Source organism: Mumia xiangluensis, from assembly GCF_010994095.1.
GTDB lineage: Bacteria > Actinomycetota > Actinomycetes > Propionibacteriales > Nocardioidaceae > Mumia > Mumia xiangluensis.
Genome location: NZ_WJYO01000003.1, coordinates 304529 through 328460, shown reverse-complemented (window position 1 = coordinate 328460; position 23932 = coordinate 304529). Strand labels below are relative to the sequence as shown.

Below are 23932 nucleotides of genomic sequence, written 5' to 3'. Positions count from 1 at the left end.
GACCGCCAATCTACGCCAGCGGCAGGTACATCACGTGGAGCCCGACCAGGCCGTGGGTGGCGTGGTCGAACGCCTCGGGGACCGTCCCGACGACGTCGAACCCGAGCTCGCGCCACAGCCGCACCGCGGCGGTGTTGGTCTCGACCACGGCGTTGAACTGGATCCCGTGGAAGCCCTCCGCGCGCGCCCAGGCGACCATGTCCTCGCCGAGTGCTCGGCCGATCCCCCCACGGCGTGCCGACGGATCGACCATGAAGCTCGCGGTGGCCACGTGCGCCCCTCGGCCGGGGCGGTTCGGCCCCATCTTCGCCGAGCCGACCACGACACCGTCGTCGTCGACGGCGACCGTCGTCCGGCCCGGCGGCGTCTCCATCCACCAGCCTCGCGCGGTCTCGACGTCGAGGTCGAGCGGGAACGCGTACGAGTCACCCGCCGTGACGATCGTGTCGAAGAACGGCCAGATGCGGGGCCAGTCGGTCTCGGTCGCCGTACGGATCTGCATCAGGCCATCATGTCGTGCACCAGCGGCGCGACCTGCGACCCGTACAGCTCGACGCAGTGCAGGAGCTGGTCGTGGCGCATCGCGCCGTTGGCGTACTTCAGGTCGAAGCGGCTGACGCCGAGCGCGGCTGCGTTGCGGGCGATCTTGCGTGCGACCGTCTCCGGGGAGCCGACGTAGAGCGCTCCGTCCGGCCCGGCCGCCTGGGCGAAGTCGTTGCGGGTGGCCGGCGGCCAGCCACGCTCTCGGCCGATCTGCGTGCGCTGCGCCATCCAGTGCTCGTGGAGCTCCTCGCGCGCCTGCTCGTCGGTGTCGGCGACGTAGCCGGGGGAGTGCATGCCGACGGGGAGCGGCGCGACGCCGTCCTCGGCGAGCCTGCGTCGGTAGTAGTCCGCGTACGGCACGAACTGGAGCGGCGGTCCGCCGATGATCGCGAGCATCATCGGGATCCGATAGCGCACCGCGCGGTCCACCGAGGCCGGGGTGCCGCCGACGCCGATCCAGGTGCGCAGCCGGCCGGACTCCGTCGGGGGAAAGACGCGCTGGTCGGTCAGCGGTGGCCGGATCGAACCCGACCAGGTCACGGGCTCCTCCTCGAGGAGCGTCGCGAAGAGGTCCAGCTTCTCGTCGAAGAGCACCTCGTAGTCACCGAGGTCGTAGCCGAACAGCCCGAACGACTCGATGAACGAGCCACGGCCGAGGATCACCTCCGAGCGGCCGTGGGAGAGCGCGTCGAGCGTCGCGAACCGCTCGTACACGCGGATCGGGTCGTCGGAGCTCAGCACCGTGACCGCTGACCCGAGCCGGATCCTCTCCGTCCTGCTGGCGATCGCCGCGAGGACGACGTCCGGGCTCGTGATCGAGAAGTCGGCCCTGTGGTGCTCGCCCAGTCCGATGAAGGCGCACCCGACCTCGTCGGCGAGGACAGCCTGCTCGACCACCTGACGGAGCACCACGGGCGCAGGCACCGGGTCGCCGTGCTCGTCTGCGGTGATGTCGCCGAACGTGTCGAGGCCGAGCTCGAGGAGTGTGGTCACGCGGACGACGTTAGTGGTCTCGATCGCTTCGCGCCTCGACCAGCGGGGGAAGGTCCGCCGGCCAGCGGGGGAAGGTCCGCCGGCCAGCGGGGGAAGGTCCGCCGGCCAGCGGGGGATGGCGCGCCGGCCAGCGGGGGATGGCGCGCCGGCCAGCGGGGGATGGCGATGACGCGCCTACCAGCGGGGAAGGCGCGCCGGCGGAGGATCGGGACCACCTGCGGGATACTTCCGGACATGAGCGAGAAGCGGCCCGTCATGACATGGCTCACCGACATGGACGGGGTCCTGGTCCGCGAGGAGGACGCGATCCCGGGGGCTGCGGAGTTCCTCCGGAGACTCACCGAGTCCGGATGCAAGTTCCTGGTCCTCACCAACAACTCGATCTACACGCCGCGCGACCTGCGCGCCCGACTGGCCGAGTCGGGGCTCGACGTCCCCGAGGAGAACATCTGGACCTCGGCGCTCGCCACCGCCCAGTTCCTCTCCGACCAGCGACCGCGCGGCAGCGCGTACGTCGTCGGCGAGGCCGGCATGACGACGGCGCTGCACGAGGTCGGCTACGTCCTGACGCGCAGCCGCCCGGACTACGTCGTGCTCGGCGAGACCCGCACGTACTCGTTCGAGGCGATCACGACCGCGATCCAGCTGATCGTCAACGGTGCACGGTTCATCGCCACCAACCCGGACTCGACCGGTCCGTCGCCTGCTGGCCCGCTCCCGGCGACCGGTTCGGTGGCGGCGCTGATCACGCGCGCGACCGGCGTCGAGCCGTACTTCGTGGGCAAGCCCAACCCGCTGATGATGCGCAACGCTCTCAACCGCATCGACGCCCACTCCGAGACCACCGTGATGATCGGTGACCGCATGGACACCGACGTAGTCTCGGGCATGGAAGCGGGCCTGCGGACGGTCCTGGTCCTCACCGGATCGACGACCCGTGACCAGGTCGAGCGCTTCCCCTATCGCCCGACGCGCGTCGTGGACTCGGTCGCGGACCTCGTCGACGACATCGTGCCGCCGCCCCCGACCGAATCGGAGTGACCATGAGCGAGCGCCGTACGATCCTCGATCCCCACGACCTCTACCGGGCGGCGGACTCCCGGTACGCCGCCCTCGACGACGGCGGTTCGGCGTCCTTCCGCCGGTGCGGGAGGTCCGGCCTGCAGCTGCCGGCGATCTCGCTCGGGCTCTGGCACAACTTCGGCGACGACGCGCCGCTCGCGAACCAGCGGGCGATCCTGCGGCGCGCCTTCGACCTCGGAGTCACGCACTTCGACCTCGCGAACAACTACGGACCCCCGTACGGCGCCGCCGAGAAGAACTTCGGCCGGATCCTCGCCGAGGACTTCGCCCCGTACCGCAACGAGCTCGTGATCTCGACCAAGGCAGGCTGGGACATGTGGCCGGGCCCGTACGGCTTCCTCGGCTCGCGCAAGTACCTCCTCGCGAGCCTCGACGACTCCCTCCAGCGGATGGGTCTGGACTACGTCGACATCTTCTACAGCCACCGGTTCGACCCGCACACCCCGCTCGAGGAGACCATGGGCGCGCTCGACGCCGCAGTCCGCTCGGGCAAGGCGCGCTACGTCGGGATCAGCTCGTACGGTCCGGAGCGCACCCGTGACGCCATCGAGATCTTGCGCGACCTCGGCACACCGCTGCTGATCCACCAGCCGTCGTACTCGCTGCTCAACCGGTGGGTCGAGGACGGGCTTCTCGACGTCCTCGAGGAGTCCGGTGTGGGCGCCATCGCGTTCTCGCCGCTGGCTCAAGGAGTGCTGACGAACCGCTACCTGGACGGGATTCCCGCCGGGTCGCGCGCCGCTGACGACAAGTCGCTCGATCCCGCCGTCGTCGAGCGCAATCTCGAGCACGTCCGGGCGCTGCACGCGATCGCGCAGGACCGTGGCCAGACGCTGGCCCAGATGGCGATCAGCTGGGTCCTGCGGTCGCCGCGGGTGACGTCGGCGCTGGTCGGCGCGTCGAGCGTCGCGCAGCTCGAGGACAGCCTCGGAGCGCTCCGCAGCACGACGTTCGACGACGAGGAGCTGCGCCGGATCGACGAGCACGCCGTCGAGGGCGACCTCAATCTGTGGGCAGGGTCGAGCGAGGCCTGATTTGCATCCTGGTGGTCGCATCAGCGGATGATCCGTTACCCTTTTGTGATGGAATCCCCCCGGTTCTGGCGCGCAGCGCCCGTAGGAGCCACTGGAGTTGCACCGCGGTGAGAGTCTTCGTCACAGGAGGCACAGGAGTGATGGGCCGCTCGGTGACGGCGGCGCTCCACTCCGCCGGTCATGAGGTCGTCGCCCTCGCTCGCAGCGAGGAGAGCGCCTCGGTTCTGCGGTCCCGCGGCATCACCCCGGCCCGGGCGAGCCTGTTCGACCGCGCCGGTCTGATCGAGGCGATGCAGGGTTCCGACGCCGTCGCCAACCTTGCGACGCACATCCCTGTGGGCACCACCGGCATCCGGCCCGGCGCGTGGAAGTCGAACGACCGCATCCGCGTCGAGGGCTCGCGCAACGTCGCCGCTGCGGCGCTGGAGGCCGGTGTCACCCGGCTCGTCCAGGAGAGCGTCTCCTTCGTGTACGCCGATCAGGGCGAGCGCCTCATCACCGAGGACAGCCCGATCGCGGTGTCGTGCGCCGCGGAGCCCGTCGTCCTCGCGGAGTCGCACGCCGAGCAGTTCGCGACGAAGCACCGCGAGGCGGTCGTGCTCCGCTTCGGCACCATCGTGGGCGACGACTCCTTCACCCGCTGGCGGCTCTCTCGCGCGCGGGCCGGCCAGGCCGTCGGTCTCGGCAAGCCTCAGTCGTGGACCCACGTCGTCCACTCCGACGACATCGGCAGCGCCGTCCTCACGGCCCTCACCGCCGAGTCCGGCACCTACAACGTCGGCGCCGAGCCCGTACGCCGCGGTGAGCTTGTCGCTGCGTTCGCCGAGGCCGTCGGGCAGGAGCAGGCAGGGTTCTACCGTCGCTTCGCGCTGCGCCTCGGCGGTGACCGCCTGGAGTGGATGACGCGTTCGCAGCGGGTCAGCTCGGAGCGCTTCCGGACCGTCACGGGTTGGAAGGCCGCGCACCCACGTTTCGACGCCGGCTGGCTGACACCGATGGTGTCCGAGGCCGCCAGTGCCTGACGGCGAGACGCCCGACGAGGAGACGCCCGACGCGACGCCGACGGCGGTGCGCACCCCCGAGGAGGAGCGTCGCCGCCGCCTGCGTGCCGCTCGGCTGCTCGGCGAGGTCGTCCCGGCGACGACCCGCGACGAGACCGCCGAAGGCTGGGGCGAGCGTGACGCCAGCCGTGACGAGGACCTGCGCCGCGACGTGCCGCCCCACCACGGCGGCTGACGTCTAGTCGGACGCCGACCCGGGTCCGGCGGACGTGCCGCCCTCGCGGTTCTTGCGCAGCTCGTCGCGGATGTCCCGCAGCAGGGCGATGTCCTCCGGCGGTGGCGCGTCGTCGCTCGGCTTCGCGAACTTCTCGCGGAACTTGTTCATCGGCATGACGAGGACGAGGTAGAGCACGGCCGCGATGATCACGAAGTTGATCAGCGCGGTGATGAAGGCACCGACGTCGACGAACGTCTCCTTGCTGTCCCCGGTGATCTGGAACCCCCACCCGTTGGCGTCGGCGCCACCGATCGAGGCGAGCAGGGGATTGATGAAGGACGCGGTGAAGGCCGTGACGAGCTGGGTGACGGCGGTGCCCATGACGACCGCGACCGCGAGGTCGACGACGTTGCCCCGCAAGACGAACTCTTTGAACCCTGCGACGATCCCGGCCATAGGTGAAGTCTCCCGTGGTGTGATGGATTGCCCTCCACCCCATCACAGTCCTCGGCGTCTGGCGACCCGCAGCGCGCTTCATGCGACGACGGTCACGGACAGGTGCCACGACACGGCGGCACCCGACAGCGTCCGGGCCGTGTCGGCGTCGACGGCCAGGACGAGGACCGCTCGGTCGTCCCCCTCGTCCGACGGTGTCGCGGCCACCTGCGCGCGGCGTGCGAGCACCTTGGGTGCACTCGTCCCGCGCGGGTCCGTCCCGACGACGTCGACGGCGTCCCCGACCCGCACGGCGGTGACCCCGGCGGCGTCCGCGACCCGCACGCTCACGAGCGCCGTCCCGCGGCGGTAGCCGTCGAGCAGACCCGGCCCGACGAGGGAGAGCCGCGTCATCATCGCGCCTTCCGGCACCGGGGCGGCGACGATCCGGCCGCGAGTGTCGTCGATCGAGGCGAGCGCGCCCGCGGGCACCAGGGCGGCGGGCACGGCTGTCGCCTCGACGTCACCCGGGCCGACCAGGCTGCCCGACCGCAGGGTGGTGTTGGCGACGAGGACCTGCTGGGTCGGCCCGGGATCGGGCTGCGCGGCCTGGACGGTCGCGACGACGGCGCCGGCCGCGCACAGCGCTGCCAGCGGCCGCCGGTGCGTCCGGACCCGGCGTCGCAGCGAGGTCAGCAGGTCGGCGAGCGCGGAGTCGGCCATGCAGGCACTGTGGCCCGCCGGAGGGGGCCGCGGGGTGCGTCGTCCACAGGGAGGCACAGGACGACCCCGCCTCCACAGGGAGACGGGGTCGGCAGGGTGCGCTCAGGCGTTCGTGCTCAGGCGTTCGTGCTCAGGCGCTCGTGGCGGCTGCGGGTGTCGAGGACCCGCTGGAGCTCGTCGACGCGCTGCTGGAGCTGGAGGAGTCCGACGAGGTCGAGGTCGTCGTCGTGCTGGTCGAGGTCGCGGCCGTGGTGCTCGACGAGCCGGAACGGCTGTCGTTGCGGTAGAAGCCGCTGCCCTTGAACACGACACCCACCGCGTTGAACACCTTGCGGAGGCGTCCGTCGCAGGAGGGGCAGACGGTCAGGGCGTCCTCGGAGAAACTCTGCTGCACCTCCAGCGGCTCGCCGCAGTCGGTGCACTGGTACTGGTATGTCGGCACGGTCTTCGTTCCTTCGGCACTCACGCGATCGGCCACCCCTGGCGGGCGGCCGAACCGATTCCAGCGCCCATTGTGCGGGGCGCCACCTGCTAGAACCAAGTCGGGTCGCTCATGATTCCCTGGATCCCCGAGTAGGATCGCCTCCTGATGACCGAGTGGTTACTCCTTCTCTCGTCCTTCCTCCTCATGCTGGCCTGCGGTGTCTTCGTCGCCGCCGAGTTCTCCTTCGTGACCGTCGACCGGCCGTCGGTCGACCGCGCGGCTGACGCCGGCGACAAGCGCGCCGTGGGGCTCCGCAAGGGCCTCCGCACCCTGTCCACGCAGCTCAGCAGCGCCCAGCTGGGCATCACCATCACCAACCTGGCGATCGGCTTCCTCGCCGAGCCGGCCATCGGTCAGCTCCTCCGAGACCCACTCGAGGCCCTCGGCCTGACGGGCTCCTCGTTGTCGGCGACGTCGTACGCGGTCGCGCTGCTGCTGAGCACGTTCGTGACGATGCTGGTCGGCGAGCTCATCCCCAAGAACCTCGCGCTCTCCGTACCCATGGCGACGGCCCGAGCCGTGCAGGGCCTCCAACGGGGCTTCACCACGGCCATGGCGTGGCCGATCCGCGGCCTCAACGGGTCCGCGAACGCACTCCTGCGCGGGATCGGCATCGAGCCGCAGGAGGAGCTGCGGTCGGCGCGCTCGCCGTACGAGCTGAGCTCCCTCGTGCAGCGCTCCGCCGACGAGGGAGCCCTCGCCCGCCCCACGGCCGAGCTGGTGGCCCGCTCGATCGCGTTCGGGGACCGTACCGCTGCCGACGTGCTGACCCCGCGGGTCCGCGTCACGTTCCTCGACCGGCGCGACACCGCGCAGGACCTTCTCGACGCCGTGAGCGCGACGGGACACTCGCGTTTCCCGGTGATCGGCGACAACCACGACGACCTCGTCGGTGTGGTCCACGTCAAGGACGCCGTCGCGGTGGCTCCCGAACGCCGTCGGACCGTGCGCCTGGCCGACCTCGCCGCGCCGGCGCTGACCGTCCCTGACTCGATCGAGCTCGATCCGCTGCTCGTCCTCCTGCGCTCCCAGCGCCTGCAGATCGCGGTCGTCCTCGACGAGTACGGCGGCACGGACGGCGTCGTGACGCTGGAGGACCTCGTCGAGGAGATCGTCGGCGACATCGCTGACGAGCACGACCGTGCCACGGCCCGGCTGCGCGAGCGCCGCGACGGCACCTGGATCCTGTCGGGCATGCTGCGGCCGGACGAGGTGCGCATGCAGACGGGCGTACCCCTGCCCGAGGGCGACGACTACGAGACCGTGGCCGGCCTCATCACCCAGGAGCTCGGCCGCCTCGCCGAGGTCGGGGACGAGGTCCCGCTCGTCGTACCCGTGGTCGCAGGGGAGTCGGTGACGATGCTTCGCGTACGCCTGCGCGTCGACCGCATGGACGGCCGGCGCATCGATCGCGTGATCCTGGCCGTCGACCCGGACACCGGTGGCACCGGCTCGGCCGGCGCACGCGAAGGGGAGGGCCGCCGATGAACCCCGTCTTCGCGATCGCGCTCGTCGTCGTCCTGCTCGCGCTGAACGCCCTGTTCGTGGCCGCGGAGTTCGCCCTGATCTCCGCGCGCCGCACCCAGCTCGAGCCGAAGGCACGCGCCGGGTCCCCGGCCGCCCGGATGGCGATCCGCGCAATGGAGCGGGTCAGCCTCGCGATGGCCGCGGCCCAGCTCGGCATCACCCTCTGCTCGCTGGGGCTCGGCGCCGTCGGCGAGCCCGCGATCGCGCACCTGTTCGAGCCGGTCTTCGAGGCGCTCGACGTCCCGCACGGCTGGATCCACCCGATCTCGTTCGTGATCGCGATGACGATCGTCACCTACCTGCACGTCGTGCTGGGAGAGATGGTTCCGAAGAACATCGCGCTCGCCGGCCCCGACCGGGCGGTGCTGTGGCTCGGCCCGTTCATGCTCGGGGTCATCTGGGTGCTGAAGCCGTTCGTGGTCGCGCTCAACGCCATCGCCAACGGTGCGATCCGGCTCGTCCGCCTCCAGCCGAAGGACGAGGTCGGCAGCACGTACACCTCCGACGAGGTCGCGGGACTCCTGGACGAGTCGCACCGCGAGGGGCTGCTCGACTCCGAGGAGTACGAGCTCGTCTCCGGGGCGCTCGGCTTCGAGGCCGGGTCGATCGACCGGGTGCTGCTGCCGCGCGCCGACCTCGTCACGGTGCCGGTCGGCGCCGCACGTGCGGACGTGGAGGACGCGTGCGCGCGTACGGGCTTCTCCCGCTTCCCCGTCACCGACTCCCACGACGACCTCGTGGGCTACGTCCACATCAAGGACGCGCTCGAGGTGTCCGAGCCGGCCCGCCCGATCCCCGCCAAGTGGCTGCGCCCGCTCGGCTCCGTACGGCAGGGGTCGCGGCTGTACGACGCGCTCCGGCTGATGCAGCTGCGAGGGGCCCACATGGCCCGCGTCGTGGGCGACGACGGCGAGGAGCTGGGCGTGGTGATGCTCGAGGACGTGCTCGAAGAGCTGGTCGGGGAGGTCCGTGACCCGTCCCGCCGTGTCGCCGAAGGGAAGTGAACGGCACAATGCACGGGTGCGCGCCCTGGTCCTGCGACTCCGTCCTGTCCTGACCCGACCCTTCTTGATCGGTGTCGCGGTCGTCGTCGCGATCGCTCTCGTCGCCGTGGCCGCGCTGGCGGTGACGACGGTGCGCCGGCCGTTCCCCGAGCACGCCGGCACCGTGCAGCTGGCGGGGCTCGGTGCAGACGTCGACGTCGTCCGCGACGAGCAGGGGATCCCGCAGGTCTACGCGGACACCGCCGAGGACCTGTTCATGGCTCAGGGCTACGTCCACGCGCAGGACCGGTTCTTCGAGATGGACTTCAGGCGGCACGTCACGGCGGGCCGCCTGGCCGAGCTGTTCGGCGAGAGCGCGCTCGAGACCGACAAGGTCGTCCGGACGATGGGCTGGCGCAAGGTCGCCGAGCAGGAGCTCGACGAGCTGCAGCCGGCGACGCGGCGCTATCTCGACGCCTACGCGCACGGGGTCAACGACTACATCGCGGACCGCGAGCCGGGCGCCCTCGCGCTCGAGTACTCCGTCCTGGCGCTGACGGGCTCCGACTACGAGCCCGAGCCGTGGACGGCGGTCGACTCGCTGGCCTGGCTCAAGGCGATGGCGTGGGACCTGCGCAGCAACATGGCCGACGAGATCGACCGGGTCCTCGCCACCGAGAAGCTCAGCCGGTCCCAGGTGGACGCGCTGTACCCGCGCTTCCCCTTCCGCCGTCACGACCCGATCGTCACCAAGGGCACGGTCGTCGGCGGCGACTTCGACCAGACCGCCGGACGTCGTCGCAACGCGGACACCGACCGGGCGTCGGAGGACCCCGAGAGCGCCGACTCCCTCGGCGACGCGGACGAGCGGGTGACCGAGGGGCTGAGCGTCAAGGGTTTGGGCGTCGAGGGGCTGCGCGACGTGATCGGCTCGATGCGCGGGGTCGCGGGCGTCGCCGCGGGTCTCCCGACCTTGCTCGGCTTCGGCGACGGCACCGGCTCGAACTCGTGGGCCGTCTCGGGAGACCGCAGCGCGACCGGGAAGCCGATCCTCGCCAACGACCCGCACCTCGCGCCGAGCGCGCCCGGGGTCTGGCACCAGATGGGGCTGCACTGCCGCACGGTGTCCGACGAGTGCCCGTTCGACGTGTCCGGATTCACCTTCTCGGGCATGCCCGGGGTGGTCATCGGGCACAACGCCGACATCGCGTGGGGTCTGACCACGATGTACGCGGACGTGACCGACCTGTACGTCGAGCGCATCGAGGGCGACCGCTACCTGCACGACGGCCGGTGGCTGCCGCTGACCCGGCGGACGGAGACCTTCGAGGTCGCCGGCGAGGACGACCCCGAGACGATCACGGTGCGCGAGACCATGCACGGTCCTGTCCTGTCCGACGTGGACGACACGCTCGCCGACGTCGGTGAGCGCGCAGGCGGCGGATCGACCTACGGCGTCGCGCTGCAGTGGACGGCACTCAGCCCGGGTCGCACGATGGATGCGGTCTTCGGCATCGACAAGGCCAAGGACTGGGAGTCGTTCCGGCGCGCGGCGAGGCACTTCGACGTGCCCTCGCAGAACCTCGTGTACGCCGACCGTGCCGGCAACATCGGCTACCAGGCGCCCGGCAGGATCCCGATCCGCACGCGCGGCGACGGCACGTGGCCCGCTCCCGGGTGGGACCCGTCGTACGCGTGGGACGGGTTCATCCCGTACGGCGAGCTCCCGCGGGTCCTGAACCCGCCGGAGGGCTACGTGGTGACCGCCAACCAGCAGGTGATCGGGCGCCAGTACCCGTACCTCATCGGCACCGAGCAGGCTGCCGGCTACCGCAGCCAGCGGATCGTCGACCTGATCACCCGGTCGTCGACGCTCGACGTCGACGACATGACGAGGATCCAGGTCGACACCCACAACACGCAGGCGACGACGCTCATGCCGTACCTGCTGGACGTCGACCTCGGCTCGGGCTACTACGCGGACGGCCAGGAGCTGCTCGCCGACTGGGACCTCAAGCAGGACAGCGACTCGGGGGCCGCCGCGTACTTCGCGTCGGTCTGGCGGAACCTCCTTGCGCGGACGTTCCACGACGACCTGCCGCAGGACGTGTGGCCGAGCGGCGGCGAGCGGTGGTTCGAGGTCGTACGCCGGCTCCTCAACGCGCCCGACAGCCTGTGGTGGGACGACCGGACCACGAAGACGGTGCGGGAGTCGCGCGACGACATCCTCCGTACGGCGATGCGTGACGCCCGCGACGACATGACGAGCAGGCAGTCGCTGGACCCGGAGCTGTGGACGTGGGGGCGGCTGCACACGCTGACCCTGGAGAACGCGACGCTGGGCACCTCGGGCGTCGGGCTGGTCGAGCGGATCTTCAACCGCGGCCCGTACGCGCTGAGCGGGGGCTCGGGCATCGTCGACGCGACGGCGTGGGACGCCGCGAAGGGCTACGAGGTCACGGCGGTGCCGTCGATGCGGATGGTCGTGGACCTCGACGACCTCGACCGGTCGCGCTGGATCAACCTGACCGGCGTGTCCGGCCATGCCTACCACCGCAACTACGTGGACCAGACCGAGCTGTGGGCAGAAGGCAAGACGCTCCCGTGGGCGTTCACGCAGGAGAAGGTCGACGACGCTGCCGAGGACACCCTGACCCTGACGCCCGACCTCGAGCGCTGACCGGGCTCAGCGGGCCGGCAGGCTCAGCGTCCGGGTCGGGGTGACGACGACGTCGACACGCTCGTCGTGCCCCTCGGGGTGGACGTCGTCGACGACCTCGTGGTCGTGCACCATCGCGACGCGCACCGGGTCCGGGTGGGCGGCCAGCGCGGCGTCGTAGAAGCCGCCGCCGCGCCCCAGCCGGAAGCCTGCGCGGTCCACCGCGAGCGCCGGCACCACCACGACGTCGGCCTGAGCCAGCGCGTCGGGGTCGCCGTCGCCGTCGGGTTCCCTGATCCCGAACCGGCCGACCGTGAGCGTGTCACGGCCGACGTAGCGCAGCCACGTCATCCGGCGCCCCGGGAGCGCGCGCGGCACGACGACGGTCACGCCGTCGGCGCGCAGCGCGTCGAGCAGCTCCCACGTCGGGGGTTCTCCGCCGACCGAGAGGTACGCGGCGACGTACCGCGCTGACCGCTCGTGGACCACTGCTGCCACGCGCCCCGCGAGCGCGACGCCTGCCGCGTCCAGCGCCTGCTCGTCGAGCCCGGCCCGCCGCTCGAGCAGGAGCTCGCGAAGACGCTGCTTCTCGGTCACACCCCGACGGTAGTGCCTACGATGTTCGGCATGAGTGCAGAGGGACTGGCAGCTGCCCGTTCGGCGATGGAGGCGGCTGATGTCCCTCCCCGCGCCATCGAGGTGTTCGCCCACTACTACGCCGAGCTCGAGGCGGGCGCGACCGGGATGATCCCCGAGGCGGACATCGACCCGATCGAGGCGCCGCCGCGACTCGCCGACGCCGAGGTGGACGACGCAGCCATCCGTGACGCCCTCTCCCGCACGGTCGTGATCAAGCTCAACGGCGGGCTCGGCACGTCGATGGGGATGGACAAGGCCAAGTCCCTGCTCCCGGTGCGCGGCGACCGTACGTTCCTGGACGTCCTCGCCGCACAGGTGCTGCGGGTCCGCGAGAAGTACGACGTCAGGCTTCCGCTGATCCTCATGGACAGCTTCCGCACGCGCGACGACTCGCTCGCGGCGCTGTCGCAGCACCCGGACCTCGCGGTCGAGGGGCTGCCGCTGGACTTCCTCCAGAACAAGGAGCCGAAGCTCCGCTCGGACGACCTGACCCCCGTCTCCTGGCCTGCCGACCCCGGACTCGAGTGGACCCCGCCCGGCCACGGCGACCTCTACACGGCGCTCGACGCCTCGGGTGCGCTGCGGGCGCTCCTCGACGCGGGCTACCGGTACGCGTCGGTGTCGAACTCCGACAACCTCGGCAGCTTCCCGAACCCGCGGATCGCGGGCTGGTTCGTGCAGTCCGGCGCACCGTACGCGGCCGAGGTGTGCCGTCGGACGCCGGCCGACGTCAAGGGCGGATACCTCGTACGCCGCAAGTCCGACGGCCGGCTCGTGCTCCGCGAGACCGCGCAGACGCCGAAGGAGGACCTGGCGCTCGCCGACGACATCACCCGGCACCGCTGGTTCCACACCAACAACCTCTGGTTCGACCTCGAGGCGCTCGCCGCCGTCATCGAGGAGAGCGACGGCGTCCTCGGCCTGCCGCTGATCCGCAACGTGAAGACGGTGGACCCGACCGACCCGGACTCGACCGAGGTGATCCAGATCGAGTGCGCGATGGGCGCCGCTGTCCAGGTGTTCGACGGCGCCGTGGCCATCGAGGTCGGCCGTGAGCGGTTCCTCCCGGTGAAGACGACCGACGACCTCCTGCTCGTCCGCTCCGACTTCTACGACCTCGACGACGACTTCCACCTCGTCGCCCGGAAGGAGGACGCACCCCTGGTGCGCCTCGACAAGACGTACTACAAGCTCGTCCACGACTTCGACGCGCGCTTCCCCGAGGGCCCCGTCTCGCTCGTCGACGCGACCGGGTTCACGGTCACCGGCGACTGGACGTTCGGTGCCGACGTCCGCGTCGTCGGAGACGTCACGGTGCCCGCGGACGGCTCACCAGGGACGATCGAGGACGGCACACTCCTCGAAGGGCCCTAGGCTGTCGCCCATGCGTACCGTCGACGAGCACCTCGCGAAGCTGCTCGACCTGATCGGACCGCTGCAGCCGTACGACCAGCCGCTGCTGGAGTCGCTCGGGCTGCCGCTGGTCGACGACGTCGTGAGCCCGATCGACCTGCCGCGGTTCACGAACTCGGCGATGGACGGCTACGCGGTCCGGGCAGTCGACGTGCAGGGTGCCAACCGCGAGTTCCCCGTCACCCTCCCCGTGGTCGGCGAGCAGGCTGCCGGGTCGAGCACACCGACCGCGCTCACCTCGAAGACCGCGGTCAAGATCATGACCGGAGCCCCGCTCCCGTCCGGTGCGGACACGGTGGTCCCGATCGAGCTCACCGACGGCGGCGACGCCGACGTGCAGATCTACCAGGCCCGCCGCGCGGGCGAGAACGTCCGCCCGTCCGGCGAGGACGTCGCCGCGGGGGAGATCGTCGCCGAGGCCGGCACGGTGCTCGGTGCGCGCGAGGTCGGACTGCTCGCGTCGCTGGGATTCGCGCGGCTGCGGGCGCGGCCGCGCCCGAGGGTCGTGGTGCTGTCGACCGGCACCGAGCTGCGTGAGCCGGGTTCGCGCCTCGACTACGACTCGATCTACGACGGCAACTCCTACATGCTCGCCGCGTGCGCCCGCGCCGCCGGCGCCATCGCCTACCGCGTCGGCATCACCTCCGACGACCCGCGCGAGTTCGCTGACGTCCTCAACGACCAGCTCGTCCGGGCCGACCTCGTGGTGACGAGCGGCGGCATCAGCAAGGGCGCGTACGACGTGGTGAAGGCCGCGCTGACCGACGTCGGCACCGTGGAGTTCGCGGAGGTCGCGATGCAGCCCGGCAAGCCGCAGGGCTTCGGGACCGTCGGCGAGGAGAAGACGCCGATCGTGACCCTCCCCGGCAACCCGGTCTCGTCGTACGTCTCGTTCGAGGTGTTCGTGCTGCCGATGCTGCGGCGCATGATGGGCAAGCTCCCGTACCGGCGCCCGCTCGTCCAGGCGACCATGACCGAGGAGATCCGCTCGCCGTCGGGGCGCCGCCAGTACCTGCGGGGCTGGTTCGAGGTCTCGTCCCGCGGGGCCCGCGTCACACCGGTCAGCGGGCCCGGCTCGCACCTCGTGGCGGGGCTCTCCCGAGCGAACTGCCTCGTGGTCGTCGACGAGGACGAGACCGCGCTGCACGTCGGCGACACGGCCAAGGTGCTCGTGCTGGACCGGGACTTCTGATGAGCGAGCCGCCGAAGCAGCAGCTCACGCACGTCGACGAGCACGGTGCCGCCCGCATGGTCGACGTCTCGGCGAAGGACGAGACGCGGCGGGAGGCGCGCGCCACCGGGTTCGTCCAGACGACGTCGGAGGTCGTCGCGCTGCTGCGTTCCGGCGACGTGCCCAAGGGCGACGCGCTCGGGGTCGCACGGGTCGCCGGCATCATGGCGACGAAGCGCACCCCGGACCTCGTCCCGTTGTGCCACCCGCTCCCGATCACCGGTGTCGAGGTCGACCTCGAGGTCACCGACGACGGCGTCGCGATCGCGTCGACGGTCCGCACCCGAGGTCGTACGGGGGTCGAGATGGAGGCGCTGACCTCGGTCACCGTCGCCGCGCTGACCGTCGTCGACATGATCAAGGCCGTCGACAAGCACGCGGTGATCACCGACGTACGCGTCGTGGCGAAGTCGGGCGGCAAGAGTGGAGACTGGTCGGTGTGAAGGCTCTCGTGGTGACGTGCTCCAACCGCGCGGCCGCCGGGGTGTACGAGGACACGACGGGCCCCATGATCGTGGCAGCGCTGCGCGAGTGGGGATTCGAGGTGGACGACGCGCTGGTCGTCCCCGACGGTGATCCCGTCGAGGAGGCGCTGCGCGAGGCCGTCGAGTACCGCTACGACGCGGTCGTCACGACCGGCGGCACCGGCATCAGCCCCACCGACGCGACGCCCGAGGCGACCCGTGCGCTGCTCGACCGCGAGCTCCCGGGCGTCGCCGAGGCCATCCGCGCGTACGGCGTCGCTGCAGGCGTGCCGACGGCGATGCTGTCGCGCGGCACCGCCGGGGTCGCCGACCAGACGGTGATCGTGAACCTGCCCGGCTCGCGTGGCGGGGTCCGCGACGGGCTCGCCGTCCTCGCCGGGGTGCTGGTGCACGCCGTCGAGCAGGTCGCGGGGGTCGACCACGTCCGCGACGAGGGCGGTGCGTCCTGAGCACCGGATGGCCGGCGACACTGCACCACGGACCTGTCGGCCTGCGCCCGATCCGCCGCGGCGACGCCCGGGTGTGGGCGCGCCTGCGCCGGGACTCGGCCGAGTGGCTCGGGCGCTGGGAGGCGACGCTGCCGAGCACGGTGCCGTCGGGCAACCGCTCGTACGCCGCCGCCGTGCGCTCGCTGCGCCAGCAGGCGTCGCAGGGGCGGACGCTGCCGTTCGTCACGACGTACGGCAGCGACGAGATGGTCGGTCAGGTGACGGTCTCCGGCATCACCTGGGGGTCCGCGCGCTGGGCGCAGATCGGCTACTGGGTCTCGCGCAGCCACGCCGGCCGCGGCATCACCACCACGGCCGTCGCGATGGCGGCCGACCACTGCTTCGAGGTGCTCGGTCTGCACCGGATCGAGATCGCGATCCGACCTGAGAACCGGTCCAGCCTCCGCGTCGTCGAGAAGCTCGGGTTCGACCGGGTCGGGCTCGCGCCGCGCTACCTGCACATCGACGGCGACTGGCGCGACCACCTGCTGTTCGCGATCACGGCCGAGCAGGTCGTGCCCGGCGGACTCATCGCGCGGGTCGACTCCGCGGACGCCGAGCGCTGACTCGGTCTCAACCTCCTCGCGACACACCGCACGAGGTCCCCGAGAGCCATGGTGCCTTCCGCGTACGGTTCTTCCGTGGGTACGGGTCTCATCTTCGCAGCCGTGATCGCCATCTGGGTGGCGTACGGCGTCCCTCTGGCGCTGCGGCGTCACGAGGAGGCGAGCCGTGCCGGAGGCGTGACCAGCTTCTCGGGAGCGCTGCGCGTTCTCACCCATCGCAAGGACGACGCCGAGGCTGAGCCGGTCACGGCCGAGGTCGCTCCGTCGGCCGAGTCCACTCCGTCGGCCGAGGCCGCGAAGGATGCGTCTGACGAGTCGGCTGATTCGGCCGATGACGCGTCGGCGGCGCCGGCGCCCGTCCCGCACCGCTACAACCGTCGCGCCGCACGGATCGCCGCGCGTCGCCGCCGTCGCGTGCTGCTCGTGCTCCTCGCGGCGTGCGCGATCGTCGGTGGCCTGGCCGTCGCCGGCATCCTGCTGCCGTGGGCACCTGCCATCCCCGCGGGGATCGTGGTGGCCTGGCTGGTGCTGTGCCGCGTCATGGTGCGTCGTGAGATCGGGCGACCGGTCCGCATGCCGCGCGCCTTCTCCTCCGAAGGACGAGCCACCCGCTCTCGCAAGCGGGAGATCCGCAAGACCGAGCGCCGCGCCGCCCGTGACGCCCAGGACGAGGCCGACCTCCAGGTCGACCCCGACTCCGAGCTGACGGTCGTGCTGTCCGGCCAGTTCGAGGACCACGACCCCGGTCGGCGCAACGTCATGGAGCGCGGTCCGCTCCCCGAGGGGGCGCTCGACCAGCAGGTGCTGGGGGCGGTCCCGCTGAGCACCACCTCGGGCACGACCCTGTGGGACCCGGTGCCGGTGACGCTCCCGACGTACGTCACGAAGCCTGCCGCCGCGCGGACCGTCCGCACCATCGACTTCGGGGACGGCCCGGCCGCCGAGCGCGCTCAGGACGAGGGTTCCGAGGGCGATGCGGGCACCTCGCGCCGCGCCGTCGGTGACTGACCGCTGAAGCAGGGGGTGGGGTTCGGGAAGCCCGCACCCGCGTGGTAATCTCGATCTCGCTTTGGGGCTATGGCGCAGTTGGTAGCGCGTCTCGTTCGCAATGAGAAGGTCCGGGGTTCGAATCCCCGTAGCTCCACCAGCCGAAGGCCGGAACCACACCCGTGGTTCCGGCCTTCGTCGTTCTGTCGGCGGGCATCAAGCGTGGATGGTCGCTCGCCGTACGGAGGTGTCCAGCGAGTCGTCACCGTCGTACGACGCGGCGCCCCACGACGTACGCGCCGCCGAGGAGGGCCAGGACCACTGCCCACGGCAGCAGCACTCCGACCACCGTGACGGCGCCGTCGAACGTCGCGACCAGCCCGTTCCACCCCGAGGTGAGCCCGCCGAGGAATCCCGACGCATCCGGCTCGTCCGCCTTCTGCGGCTCAGAGAGCTCCAGCTCGTACGTCGCCATGGCCACCTGGTCGGACAGGCCCCGGCGCTCGGCCTGCAACGACTCGAGCTCGCCCTGACGCTGCGCCAGCGTCTCCTCGGCAGCGAGGAGGGCCGCCGTCGTCGGCGCATCGGCCACGAATTGCTGGAGGCGCGCGACCGAGGCCTGCAGCGCCGCGATGCGTGCGTCGAGGTCGCGGCCCTGCGCTGTGACGTCGGTGCTCTCGATGGAGAGATCCGAGAGTGTCCCGAGGTCGCGCAGGCGTGCAGTGGCATCGCTGGCACGCGAAGCCGGCACGCGGAGCCGGAGGGAGACTCGCGTCGAGTCGCCGGAGGAGTACTCGGAGCGGTTCTCGACGCGTCCACCGGCGCTGACGACCCAGCCCGAGAGCGCATCGGCCGACGTGGGTGCGTCGTCGACCTCGACCGAGCCGTACGTCGTGGTGATGATCTCGCGCGGTCCTGACTCAGGCGCCGGCGTGTCCTCAGGGGCCACCTCCTCGCGGAGGTCGCTGGTGCCTGCGCCTGCGCCGCCGTCGGCATCGGCGCCGGCGTCGTCCGGTGCCGATTCCTGGACTGCGGAGCTGTCGCCGGCGCTGTCGGAGCCGCTCGGCTCCACGGCTGTCACGAAGTATCCGCCGAGCCCGAGTACCGCAACCGCTGACGCCGCCACGAGGGCGACCTTTCGCCGCTTTCCGCGGCGTACGGAGTCGTCACGGGTGATCGTCGTCGTGATCGTGCGGTACATCCGGTCGATCTGCTCGTCCGTGAGCTCAGGGATCTCGGGCTGGACGTTCATGCTGGCCCCCTCAGGTCGTCGGTCGCCGCGCGCACGCGGCTTCGGATGCGGGACACGCGGTTGCGGACCGCCGCATGGGTGACACCGACCTCGCGAGCGGCGTCCGCGTACGTGCTGTCGCCGACGACGCACAGCTCGAAGAGGCGCTGGTCCAGCGGCGACAGGCCGGCGACGCTGGCACGGACACGCGCGAGCAGCAGGTCGGAGACGACGGCGTCGTCGGGTGCCTGCTCCCCGCTGGGGACGCTGTCGTCGAGCGGCTCCCACCGGCGTCGGCTGCTGCGGCGTCGATGGTTGAGCGCGGTGTACTTCGCGGTGACGAGCAGCCACGGGAGCACCGAGGTGTCGACGAGCGAGATCTCGCTCCGCCGGCGCCACGCTGTCACGAAGACGTCCTGGACGACCTCCTCGGCCTCCGAGGCGTTGCCGACCAGGCGATAGGCCTGCCAGTAGACGGGACGGACGTGCCGCGCGTACAGGGTGCCGAACGCGTCGCGATCACCGCGGCGCGCTCGAGCCCACAGCAGGCGGTCGTCCGCGTCGCTCTCGAGCGGGAGGTCTGTCGACATGGCGCTCCGTTCAGGTCGTCCCTCATCCTCCCCATGTCGTGAGAGCCGCGACCGTCTCGTCGCCGTTTCGTAACCGTTATCCGTCGACCACCACCGTGTTCTGGTTCGCGGCGAGCATCCACCGGCCGTCGTCCTTCGTCATCACGTAGAGGGGGGAGCCCTCGTACGCGTCGTCTGTGGGCGCCCCGTCACGTCGAACGACGCGCTGGCGGACCTTCACGGCGGCAACGTCGGGTCGGAGGAACAGCACGTGGACGACCTCGTAAGAGCCGACCGTCTCGGCCATCGCGCCGGGGAGCACGGTGCGTGTGAACGCGGCGATCGCGTCGCGGCCGACGAGGAGCCTGCCGTGCCCGGTCGTCCAGATGGCGTCCTCGCGGAAGAGGGCGACGAAGGCGTCGACGTTCTCGGTGTTCTGTGCGCGCTCGAGGTCGGCGACGACGGCCGTGAGGGCCTTGATCTCGCGCGGGCGGGTCTCGGGATCTGTTGCCGTGGTGGTCATGCCCCCAGCGTCGCGGCTCAAGTCGACTTGAGGTCAAGACCCAGGGTGCGACGTGTACGACTCCGCGAACGCGCCCGTGGGCTCGATCGGGGTGATGACGTCGACGAGGACGCCGCCGGGCGCGGGGAGGATGAAGTGGCGTTGACCGAACGGCTCCGACCTCAGGTCGAGGACCGGCGACAGTCCACCGACGGTGACGAGGCGCGCGTACTCCGCGTCGACGTCGTCCACCTCGACGTTCAGGAGCATGCCGCCGGCAGGCGAGCCGTACCCGGCGGGGATGGACTCGTGGTCAGGATCGAGCAGTGCGAGCTCGTGGCCGTCGCGCTCCAGCGAGACGTACCAGTCGGCGCTGAAGGTTCGCCGGAACCCGAACCAGCGCTCGTAGAACGCTGCGGCGCCATCGACGTCGCGGGTCCCGAGAACGGGATAGAAGCTGGTGAGCGTCATGAGTCCTCCCCTGGATACATGCTTTGAGTATGTATTTCGATAACATACACTACGCATGTATCCAGGGGAAGGGGACGAGGATGGGCCGCTCGACCAAGGCGCAGAGCGCGATCAACCGTGCGCACCTCGTCGACCTGGCGTGCGAGCTGTTCGCCGAGCGAGGCTACGAGTCGGTGGGGCTCGACGACGTCGCCGCTGCCGCGGGGCAGACCCGCGGAGCCGTCTACCACCACTTCGGGAGCAAGCGCGGGCTCTTCCTCGCGGCGCTCACCCAGGCGCAGGAGGCCGTCGCGCACGTGGTCGCCGAAGCAGCCGCTGCCACCACAGACCCGTGGGACGCGCTCGTCGCCGGCTGCCACGCCTTCCTCGACGCCGCTGCCGACGACTCCGTACGACGCATCCTTCTGGTGGACGGGCCGTCGGTCGTGGGCTGGCAGGAGTGGCGTGAGCTCGACGCCGTGAACTCCCGCCGTCTGCTCGAGGAGGGGCTCCGGGAGCTCGAGGCCCACGGCGACCTCGACGACGGCTCGGCCGCTGCACTCGCGGTCACGCTGTCCGGAGCGATGAACGAGGCGGCACTCTGGACGGCCGAGGCGGGCGGCAGGACGCGTGCCGAGGCCCACGCCGCGCTGACCGCGATCCTGGGCGGGCTGCGGCGCGAAGGTCGTCCTGCGGCCCGACCGCAGCGGTGACAGGCTCGTTCCATGCAGGCTCCGACGACGACCATGACCGACGGCCGTGACCTCCCGCTGATCGGGCTCGGCACCTATCCGATGGATGATGCGGAGGCGGCCGAGGCCGTACGCTGCGCCCTCGACATCGGCTACCGCCTCGTTGACACGGCAGCCTCGTACGGCAACGAGGCGGGAGTCGGGCAGGGCATCGCCATGAGCGACGTCCCCCGCGACGAGGTCGTCGTGACGACGAAGCTGCGCGGCGAGCACCAGGGCTACGAGGCGACGCTGCGCGCGTTCGGGGAGTCTCGGCAGCGGCTCGGCGTCGAGTACGTCGACCTCTACCTGATCCACTGGCCGCTCCCCAGGCTCGACCTCTACGTGGACTCCTGGAAGGCGATGATCAAGCTGCGCGACGACGGTCTGGTCAACAGCCTCGGCGTCTCCAACTTCATGCCGGAGCAGATCACGCGGCTCGTCGACGAGACCGGCGTGGGGCCGGTCGTCAACCAGATCGAGCTCCACCCGCACTTCGTCCAGGAGGACATGCGGGCCTTCGACGCCGAGCACGGGATCGTCACCGAGGGCTGGCAGCCGCTCGCGCGGAAGACCGACCTGCTGTCCCAGCCCGAGATCACGGAGATCGCCGAGCGGCACAGCGTGACCCCCGGCCAGGTGGTCCTGAGGTGGCACGTCCAGAGCGGAGTCGTGCCGATCCCCAAGTCGGGCAACCCGCAACGGCAGCGGGAGAACCTCGACGTGTTCGGGTTCGTTCTGAGCGAGGCGGAGATGGCCCGCGTCGCCGATCGTGCGCAGGTCCGCGGCGGCGGGGAGCCGGACACGCACGAGGAGTTCTGACGTACGGCGGCGCCCAGGTGTCGATCCGCGTGTGGCTCATCCGTCATCACGGTGTCAGGATCGACAACGACGGAAGGTGCTCCGATGCTGTACACGCTCTTCATCCACAACGCCGACCCGCGCGAGGCAGGTGTCAGCCAGGACGACATGGCGCCGGTCGAGGCGGCGTTCGGCGCCTATGCCAAGGAGCTCGACGAGGCCGGCGTCTTCGTCACGACCCAGATCCTCGGGTTCCCGGATGCGGCCACAACGGTCACCGCCGTCGACGGCCAGCCGAAGATCCAGGACGGGCCGTTCGCCGACAGCAAGGAGTACGTCGGCGGGGTCTTCGTCATCGACGTCCCTGACCTCGACGCCGCACTGGCGTGGGCGCAGAAGTGCCCGGGCACGATGTACGGCGCGGTCGAGGTCCGCCCCACGACGCTCACGTGGAGCCGTGAGCGCGAGTGGTACCAGCCCTGACGGCGAGCGAGGAGGCCGAGCGGGCGGCGCGTACGTCGTACGGGCGCCTGCTCGCGCTCCTCGCGGCACCGACCGGCGACATCGCCGCGGCGGAGGACGCGCTCGCGGACGCCTTCGAGCGGGCACTCGCCACCTGGCCGGAGCGCGGCGTGCCGGACAACCCTGAGGCGTGGCTGCTGACGGCAGGACGCAACCGGCTCCGCGACCTCTACCGGTCCGCGGCGTACCGCAGCGCAGCGCCGCTGGAGCCCGAGGGGTGGGGTCTCGATACGCCCTCGCCCAGGGGCTCGGGCTACTCGACCAGCGGGATGGAGGCCTTCGACCAGCGGGTACCTGGCCTCGACCAGCGGGGACCTGGCCTCGACCAGCGGGATGGAGGCCACGACCGGCGAGCGTGCGATCCCCGACGAGCGGCTCGCCCTGCTGTTCGTGTGCGCGCACCCGGCGATCGACGGCGCCGTACGCACGCCGCTGATGCTGCAGACCGCCCTCGGGCTCGACGCGCGCCGCATCGCCGAGGCGTACGCGGTGCCGACGAGCGCGATGGCCCAGCGGCTGGTCCGGGCGAAGCGCCGCATCCGCGACACCCGCATCCCGTTCGCCGTGCCCGATCGCGACGAGCTGCCCCAGCGGCTTCCGGCGGTGCTCGAGGCGGTGTACGGCGCGTACGCGATCGACTGGGCCGCCGTGCCGAGCAGCGCGTTGCGGGAGTCGCTCGCCGGCGAGGCGCACTACCTCGCGGTCCTGCTGGCCGCACTGCTGCCGGACGAGCCGGAGGCTCTGGGACTCGCCGCGCTCGTGTCCCTGTCACTCGCGCGCGCCGGCGCCCGTACCGACGACAGCGGACGGTTCGTCCCCCTCGACGCGCAGGACCCCTCGCGCTGGGACACCGACCTCATCAGCCAACGGCGAGCAGCTGCTCCACTCCGCTGCACGACTCGGTCGCCCGGGTCGCTTCCAGCTCGAGGCGGCGATCCAGTCGGCGCACTGCGACCGCGCGCGCACGGGTCGTACCGACGACCAGGCCCTGCTGCGCCTCCACCGTGCCCTCGTCGCCCTGGCGCCCACCCTCGGCGCCCGGGTCGCGCTGGCGGCCGCGACGGCACGGACCGACGGCGCCGAGGCAGGGCTGGTGCTCCTCGACGCCCTCGCCAACGGCGCGGATCCTGATGCGGCGCGGAGGTTCCAGCCGGCGTGGGCGCTGCGCGCGCACCTGTACGCCGAGCTGGGCCGCCGCGACGAGGCGGGCGCCGCCTACGAGAAGGCGATCTCGCTGACGACCGACACCGTCAGCCGCGGATTCCTCGAGCGGGCGCGCGACCGCCTGGGGGTCTAGACGCCGAGGAGCAGTCGGATCCCGTCGTCGACGTCAGCGAGCAGTGCTGGCGTGAGGCTGCCGGCCCGATCGGCGACATCGCTCTTGTCGATGGTCGCGATCTGCGAGACGTTGACGACGGAGTCCTTGGGGAGACCGGTCATGCCTCGGCTGACGAAGACGTTGCCAGGCATCGAGGCCAGTCGCAGGTTGGAGGTCAGTGCGGCGACCACGACGGTCGCGATGCGGCTGGCATTGAAGCCGTCCGACTGAACGATAAGAGCTGGGCGCCGCAGTGCGGGCGCGCTGCCGTGGGGAGCACCGAAGTCGATCCAGTGCACGTCACCGCGATGGAGCAC

Annotated in this window: 29 protein-coding genes, 1 tRNA gene and 1 pseudogene; 20 read left to right on the top strand and 11 right to left on the bottom strand. The window is 71.3% G+C overall.

Annotated elements, in window-relative coordinates; genetic code table 11:
• Positions 1-10: 10 nt before the first annotated feature.
• Together GH747_RS11880 and GH747_RS11875 are read right to left on the bottom strand one after the other, a co-directional pair.
• Positions 11-502, bottom strand: a complete 492-nt coding sequence (locus tag GH747_RS11880; protein ID WP_149769789.1) for a GNAT family N-acetyltransferase — start codon at positions 500-502, stop codon at positions 11-13.
• Positions 502-1536 (bottom strand): LLM class flavin-dependent oxidoreductase, encoded by a 1035-nt coding sequence (locus tag GH747_RS11875; RefSeq protein WP_149769788.1) that lies wholly within the window; start codon positions 1534-1536, stop codon positions 502-504. Before GH747_RS11875 ends, GH747_RS11880 begins: the two co-directional genes overlap by 1 nt.
• A 234-nt stretch (positions 1537-1770) precedes the next feature.
• Between GH747_RS11875 and GH747_RS11870 the strand changes: the two genes are divergently transcribed.
• Genes GH747_RS11870 through GH747_RS11855 form a run of 4 tightly spaced genes read left to right on the top strand, consistent with a single transcriptional unit; the run spans position 1771 to position 4889 of the window.
• On the top strand, positions 1771-2577 hold the full coding sequence (locus tag GH747_RS11870) for an HAD-IIA family hydrolase (RefSeq protein ID WP_149769787.1): 807 nt from the start codon (positions 1771-1773) through the stop codon (positions 2575-2577).
• Positions 2578-2579: 2 nt separating this feature from the next.
• On the top strand, positions 2580-3653 hold the full coding sequence (mgrA, locus tag GH747_RS11865; protein ID WP_149769786.1) for an L-glyceraldehyde 3-phosphate reductase: 1074 nt from the start codon (positions 2580-2582) through the stop codon (positions 3651-3653).
• Entirely contained in the window at positions 3629-4675 is a 1047-nt protein-coding gene (locus GH747_RS11860; protein ID WP_323740634.1) for an NAD-dependent epimerase/dehydratase family protein, read from the top strand. The genes mgrA and GH747_RS11860 overlap by 25 nt, the downstream gene beginning before the upstream one ends.
• Complete coding sequence (locus GH747_RS11855; RefSeq protein WP_149769784.1) at positions 4668-4889, top strand: hypothetical protein; 222 nt, start codon at positions 4668-4670, stop codon at positions 4887-4889. The genes GH747_RS11860 and GH747_RS11855 overlap by 8 nt, the downstream gene beginning before the upstream one ends.
• Before the next feature lie 3 nt (positions 4890-4892).
• Here GH747_RS11855 and mscL read toward each other — a convergent pair whose 3' ends face one another.
• From mscL to GH747_RS22470, 3 genes are all read right to left on the bottom strand, one after another.
• Positions 4893-5327: a large conductance mechanosensitive channel protein MscL gene (gene mscL, locus GH747_RS11850; RefSeq protein ID WP_228552899.1), complete on the bottom strand. Its 435-nt coding sequence runs from the start codon at positions 5325-5327 to the stop codon at positions 4893-4895.
• A 78-nt stretch (positions 5328-5405) separates the two neighbouring features.
• Positions 5406-6029 carry an SAF domain-containing protein gene (locus GH747_RS11845; RefSeq protein ID WP_149769783.1) on the bottom strand — a complete coding sequence of 208 codons (624 nt, stop codon included), beginning with the start codon at positions 6027-6029 and terminating at the stop codon, positions 5406-5408.
• 130 nt (positions 6030-6159) lie between these two features.
• Positions 6160-6471, bottom strand: a complete 312-nt coding sequence (locus GH747_RS22470) for an FmdB family zinc ribbon protein (protein ID WP_149769782.1) — start codon at positions 6469-6471, stop codon at positions 6160-6162.
• Positions 6472-6618: 147 nt separating this feature from the next.
• Between GH747_RS22470 and GH747_RS11835 the strand changes: the two genes are divergently transcribed.
• Genes GH747_RS11835 through GH747_RS11825 form a run of 3 tightly spaced genes read left to right on the top strand, consistent with a single transcriptional unit; the run spans position 6619 to position 11703 of the window.
• On the top strand, positions 6619-8001 hold the full coding sequence (locus GH747_RS11835; RefSeq protein WP_149769781.1) for a hemolysin family protein: 1383 nt from the start codon (positions 6619-6621) through the stop codon (positions 7999-8001).
• Positions 7998-9044, top strand: a complete 1047-nt coding sequence (locus GH747_RS11830) for a hemolysin family protein (protein ID WP_149769780.1) — start codon at positions 7998-8000, stop codon at positions 9042-9044. The genes GH747_RS11835 and GH747_RS11830 overlap by 4 nt, the downstream gene beginning before the upstream one ends.
• A 16-nt stretch (positions 9045-9060) precedes the next feature.
• Positions 9061-11703 (top strand): penicillin acylase family protein, encoded by a 2643-nt coding sequence (locus tag GH747_RS11825; RefSeq protein WP_228552898.1) that lies wholly within the window; start codon positions 9061-9063, stop codon positions 11701-11703.
• Between the two features lie 6 nt (positions 11704-11709).
• Here the strand turns inward: GH747_RS11825 and GH747_RS11820 are convergent, their stop codons facing one another.
• Complete coding sequence (locus tag GH747_RS11820; protein WP_163695545.1) at positions 11710-12279, bottom strand: 5-formyltetrahydrofolate cyclo-ligase; 570 nt, start codon at positions 12277-12279, stop codon at positions 11710-11712.
• Between the two features lie 30 nt (positions 12280-12309).
• Here GH747_RS11820 and GH747_RS11815 point away from each other — a divergent pair, with 30 nt between their 5' ends.
• The 7 genes from GH747_RS11815 to GH747_RS11785 all read left to right on the top strand — a co-directional run bounded on the left by GH747_RS11815 (position 12310) and on the right by GH747_RS11785 (position 17651).
• Entirely contained in the window at positions 12310-13695 is a 1386-nt protein-coding gene (locus GH747_RS11815) for a UTP--glucose-1-phosphate uridylyltransferase (protein ID WP_149769778.1), read from the top strand.
• 10 nt (positions 13696-13705) lie between these two features.
• Positions 13706-14926, top strand: a complete 1221-nt coding sequence (gene glp / locus GH747_RS11810; protein WP_149769777.1) for a molybdotransferase-like divisome protein Glp — start codon at positions 13706-13708, stop codon at positions 14924-14926.
• On the top strand, positions 14926-15408 hold the full coding sequence (gene moaC / locus GH747_RS11805) for a cyclic pyranopterin monophosphate synthase MoaC (protein ID WP_149769776.1): 483 nt from the start codon (positions 14926-14928) through the stop codon (positions 15406-15408). Before glp ends, moaC begins: the two co-directional genes overlap by 1 nt.
• Complete coding sequence (locus GH747_RS11800) at positions 15405-15899, top strand: MogA/MoaB family molybdenum cofactor biosynthesis protein (RefSeq protein ID WP_149769775.1); 495 nt, start codon at positions 15405-15407, stop codon at positions 15897-15899. The genes moaC and GH747_RS11800 overlap by 4 nt, the downstream gene beginning before the upstream one ends.
• Positions 15896-16504 (top strand): GNAT family N-acetyltransferase, encoded by a 609-nt coding sequence (locus GH747_RS11795; RefSeq protein ID WP_149769774.1) that lies wholly within the window; start codon positions 15896-15898, stop codon positions 16502-16504. Before GH747_RS11800 ends, GH747_RS11795 begins: the two co-directional genes overlap by 4 nt.
• Before the next feature lie 75 nt (positions 16505-16579).
• Positions 16580-17512, top strand: coding sequence for a divisome protein SepX/GlpR (gene sepX, locus GH747_RS11790; protein ID WP_149769773.1), 933 nt, complete (start codon positions 16580-16582; stop codon positions 17510-17512).
• A gap of 63 nt (positions 17513-17575) precedes the next feature.
• Positions 17576-17651: transfer RNA gene (locus tag GH747_RS11785), tRNA-Ala, on the top strand.
• A gap of 102 nt (positions 17652-17753) precedes the next feature.
• Here the strand turns inward: GH747_RS11785 and GH747_RS11780 are convergent.
• From GH747_RS11780 to GH747_RS11765, 4 genes are all read right to left on the bottom strand, one after another.
• A complete protein-coding gene (locus tag GH747_RS11780; RefSeq protein ID WP_149769772.1) occupies positions 17754-18743 on the bottom strand; it encodes a DUF4349 domain-containing protein in 990 nt (329 codons plus the stop codon).
• On the bottom strand, positions 18740-19312 hold the full coding sequence (locus GH747_RS11775; RefSeq protein WP_149769771.1) for an RNA polymerase sigma factor: 573 nt from the start codon (positions 19310-19312) through the stop codon (positions 18740-18742). The genes GH747_RS11780 and GH747_RS11775 overlap by 4 nt, the downstream gene beginning before the upstream one ends.
• A gap of 76 nt (positions 19313-19388) precedes the next feature.
• A complete protein-coding gene (locus GH747_RS11770; RefSeq protein ID WP_149769770.1) occupies positions 19389-19814 on the bottom strand; it encodes an SgcJ/EcaC family oxidoreductase in 426 nt (141 codons plus the stop codon).
• Between the two features lie 33 nt (positions 19815-19847).
• Positions 19848-20264: a VOC family protein gene (locus tag GH747_RS11765; protein ID WP_149769769.1), complete on the bottom strand. Its 417-nt coding sequence runs from the start codon at positions 20262-20264 to the stop codon at positions 19848-19850.
• A gap of 80 nt (positions 20265-20344) precedes the next feature.
• Between GH747_RS11765 and GH747_RS11760 the strand changes: the two genes are divergently transcribed.
• The 6 genes and pseudogenes from GH747_RS11760 to GH747_RS22065 all read left to right on the top strand — a co-directional run bounded on the left by GH747_RS11760 (position 20345) and on the right by GH747_RS22065 (position 23594).
• Complete coding sequence (locus GH747_RS11760) at positions 20345-20956, top strand: TetR/AcrR family transcriptional regulator (protein WP_149769768.1); 612 nt, start codon at positions 20345-20347, stop codon at positions 20954-20956.
• A 12-nt stretch (positions 20957-20968) separates the two neighbouring features.
• Positions 20969-21796 carry an aldo/keto reductase gene (locus tag GH747_RS11755; RefSeq protein WP_149769767.1) on the top strand — a complete coding sequence of 276 codons (828 nt, stop codon included), beginning with the start codon at positions 20969-20971 and terminating at the stop codon, positions 21794-21796.
• A gap of 84 nt (positions 21797-21880) precedes the next feature.
• Positions 21881-22258, top strand: a complete 378-nt coding sequence (locus GH747_RS11750; RefSeq protein ID WP_149769766.1) for a YciI family protein — start codon at positions 21881-21883, stop codon at positions 22256-22258.
• A pseudogene (locus GH747_RS22505) lies at positions 22243-22467 on the top strand (sigma factor); the annotation flags it as partial. The gene GH747_RS11750 and the pseudogene GH747_RS22505, both read left to right, overlap by 16 nt.
• A 163-nt stretch (positions 22468-22630) precedes the next feature.
• Positions 22631-23428 carry a DUF6596 domain-containing protein gene (locus GH747_RS22070; protein ID WP_205602913.1) on the top strand — a complete coding sequence of 266 codons (798 nt, stop codon included), beginning with the start codon at positions 22631-22633 and terminating at the stop codon, positions 23426-23428.
• Positions 23391-23594: a tetratricopeptide repeat protein gene (locus tag GH747_RS22065; RefSeq protein ID WP_205602912.1), complete on the top strand. Its 204-nt coding sequence runs from the start codon at positions 23391-23393 to the stop codon at positions 23592-23594. The genes GH747_RS22070 and GH747_RS22065 overlap by 38 nt, the downstream gene beginning before the upstream one ends.
• Here GH747_RS22065 and GH747_RS11740 read toward each other — a convergent pair.
• The gene (locus tag GH747_RS11740) at positions 23591-23932 is read right to left on the bottom strand and encodes a type II toxin-antitoxin system PemK/MazF family toxin (RefSeq protein ID WP_149769765.1); all 342 of its coding nucleotides are present in this window, start codon (positions 23930-23932) and stop codon (positions 23591-23593) included. The two genes, GH747_RS22065 and GH747_RS11740, sit on opposite strands and share 4 nt — an antisense overlap.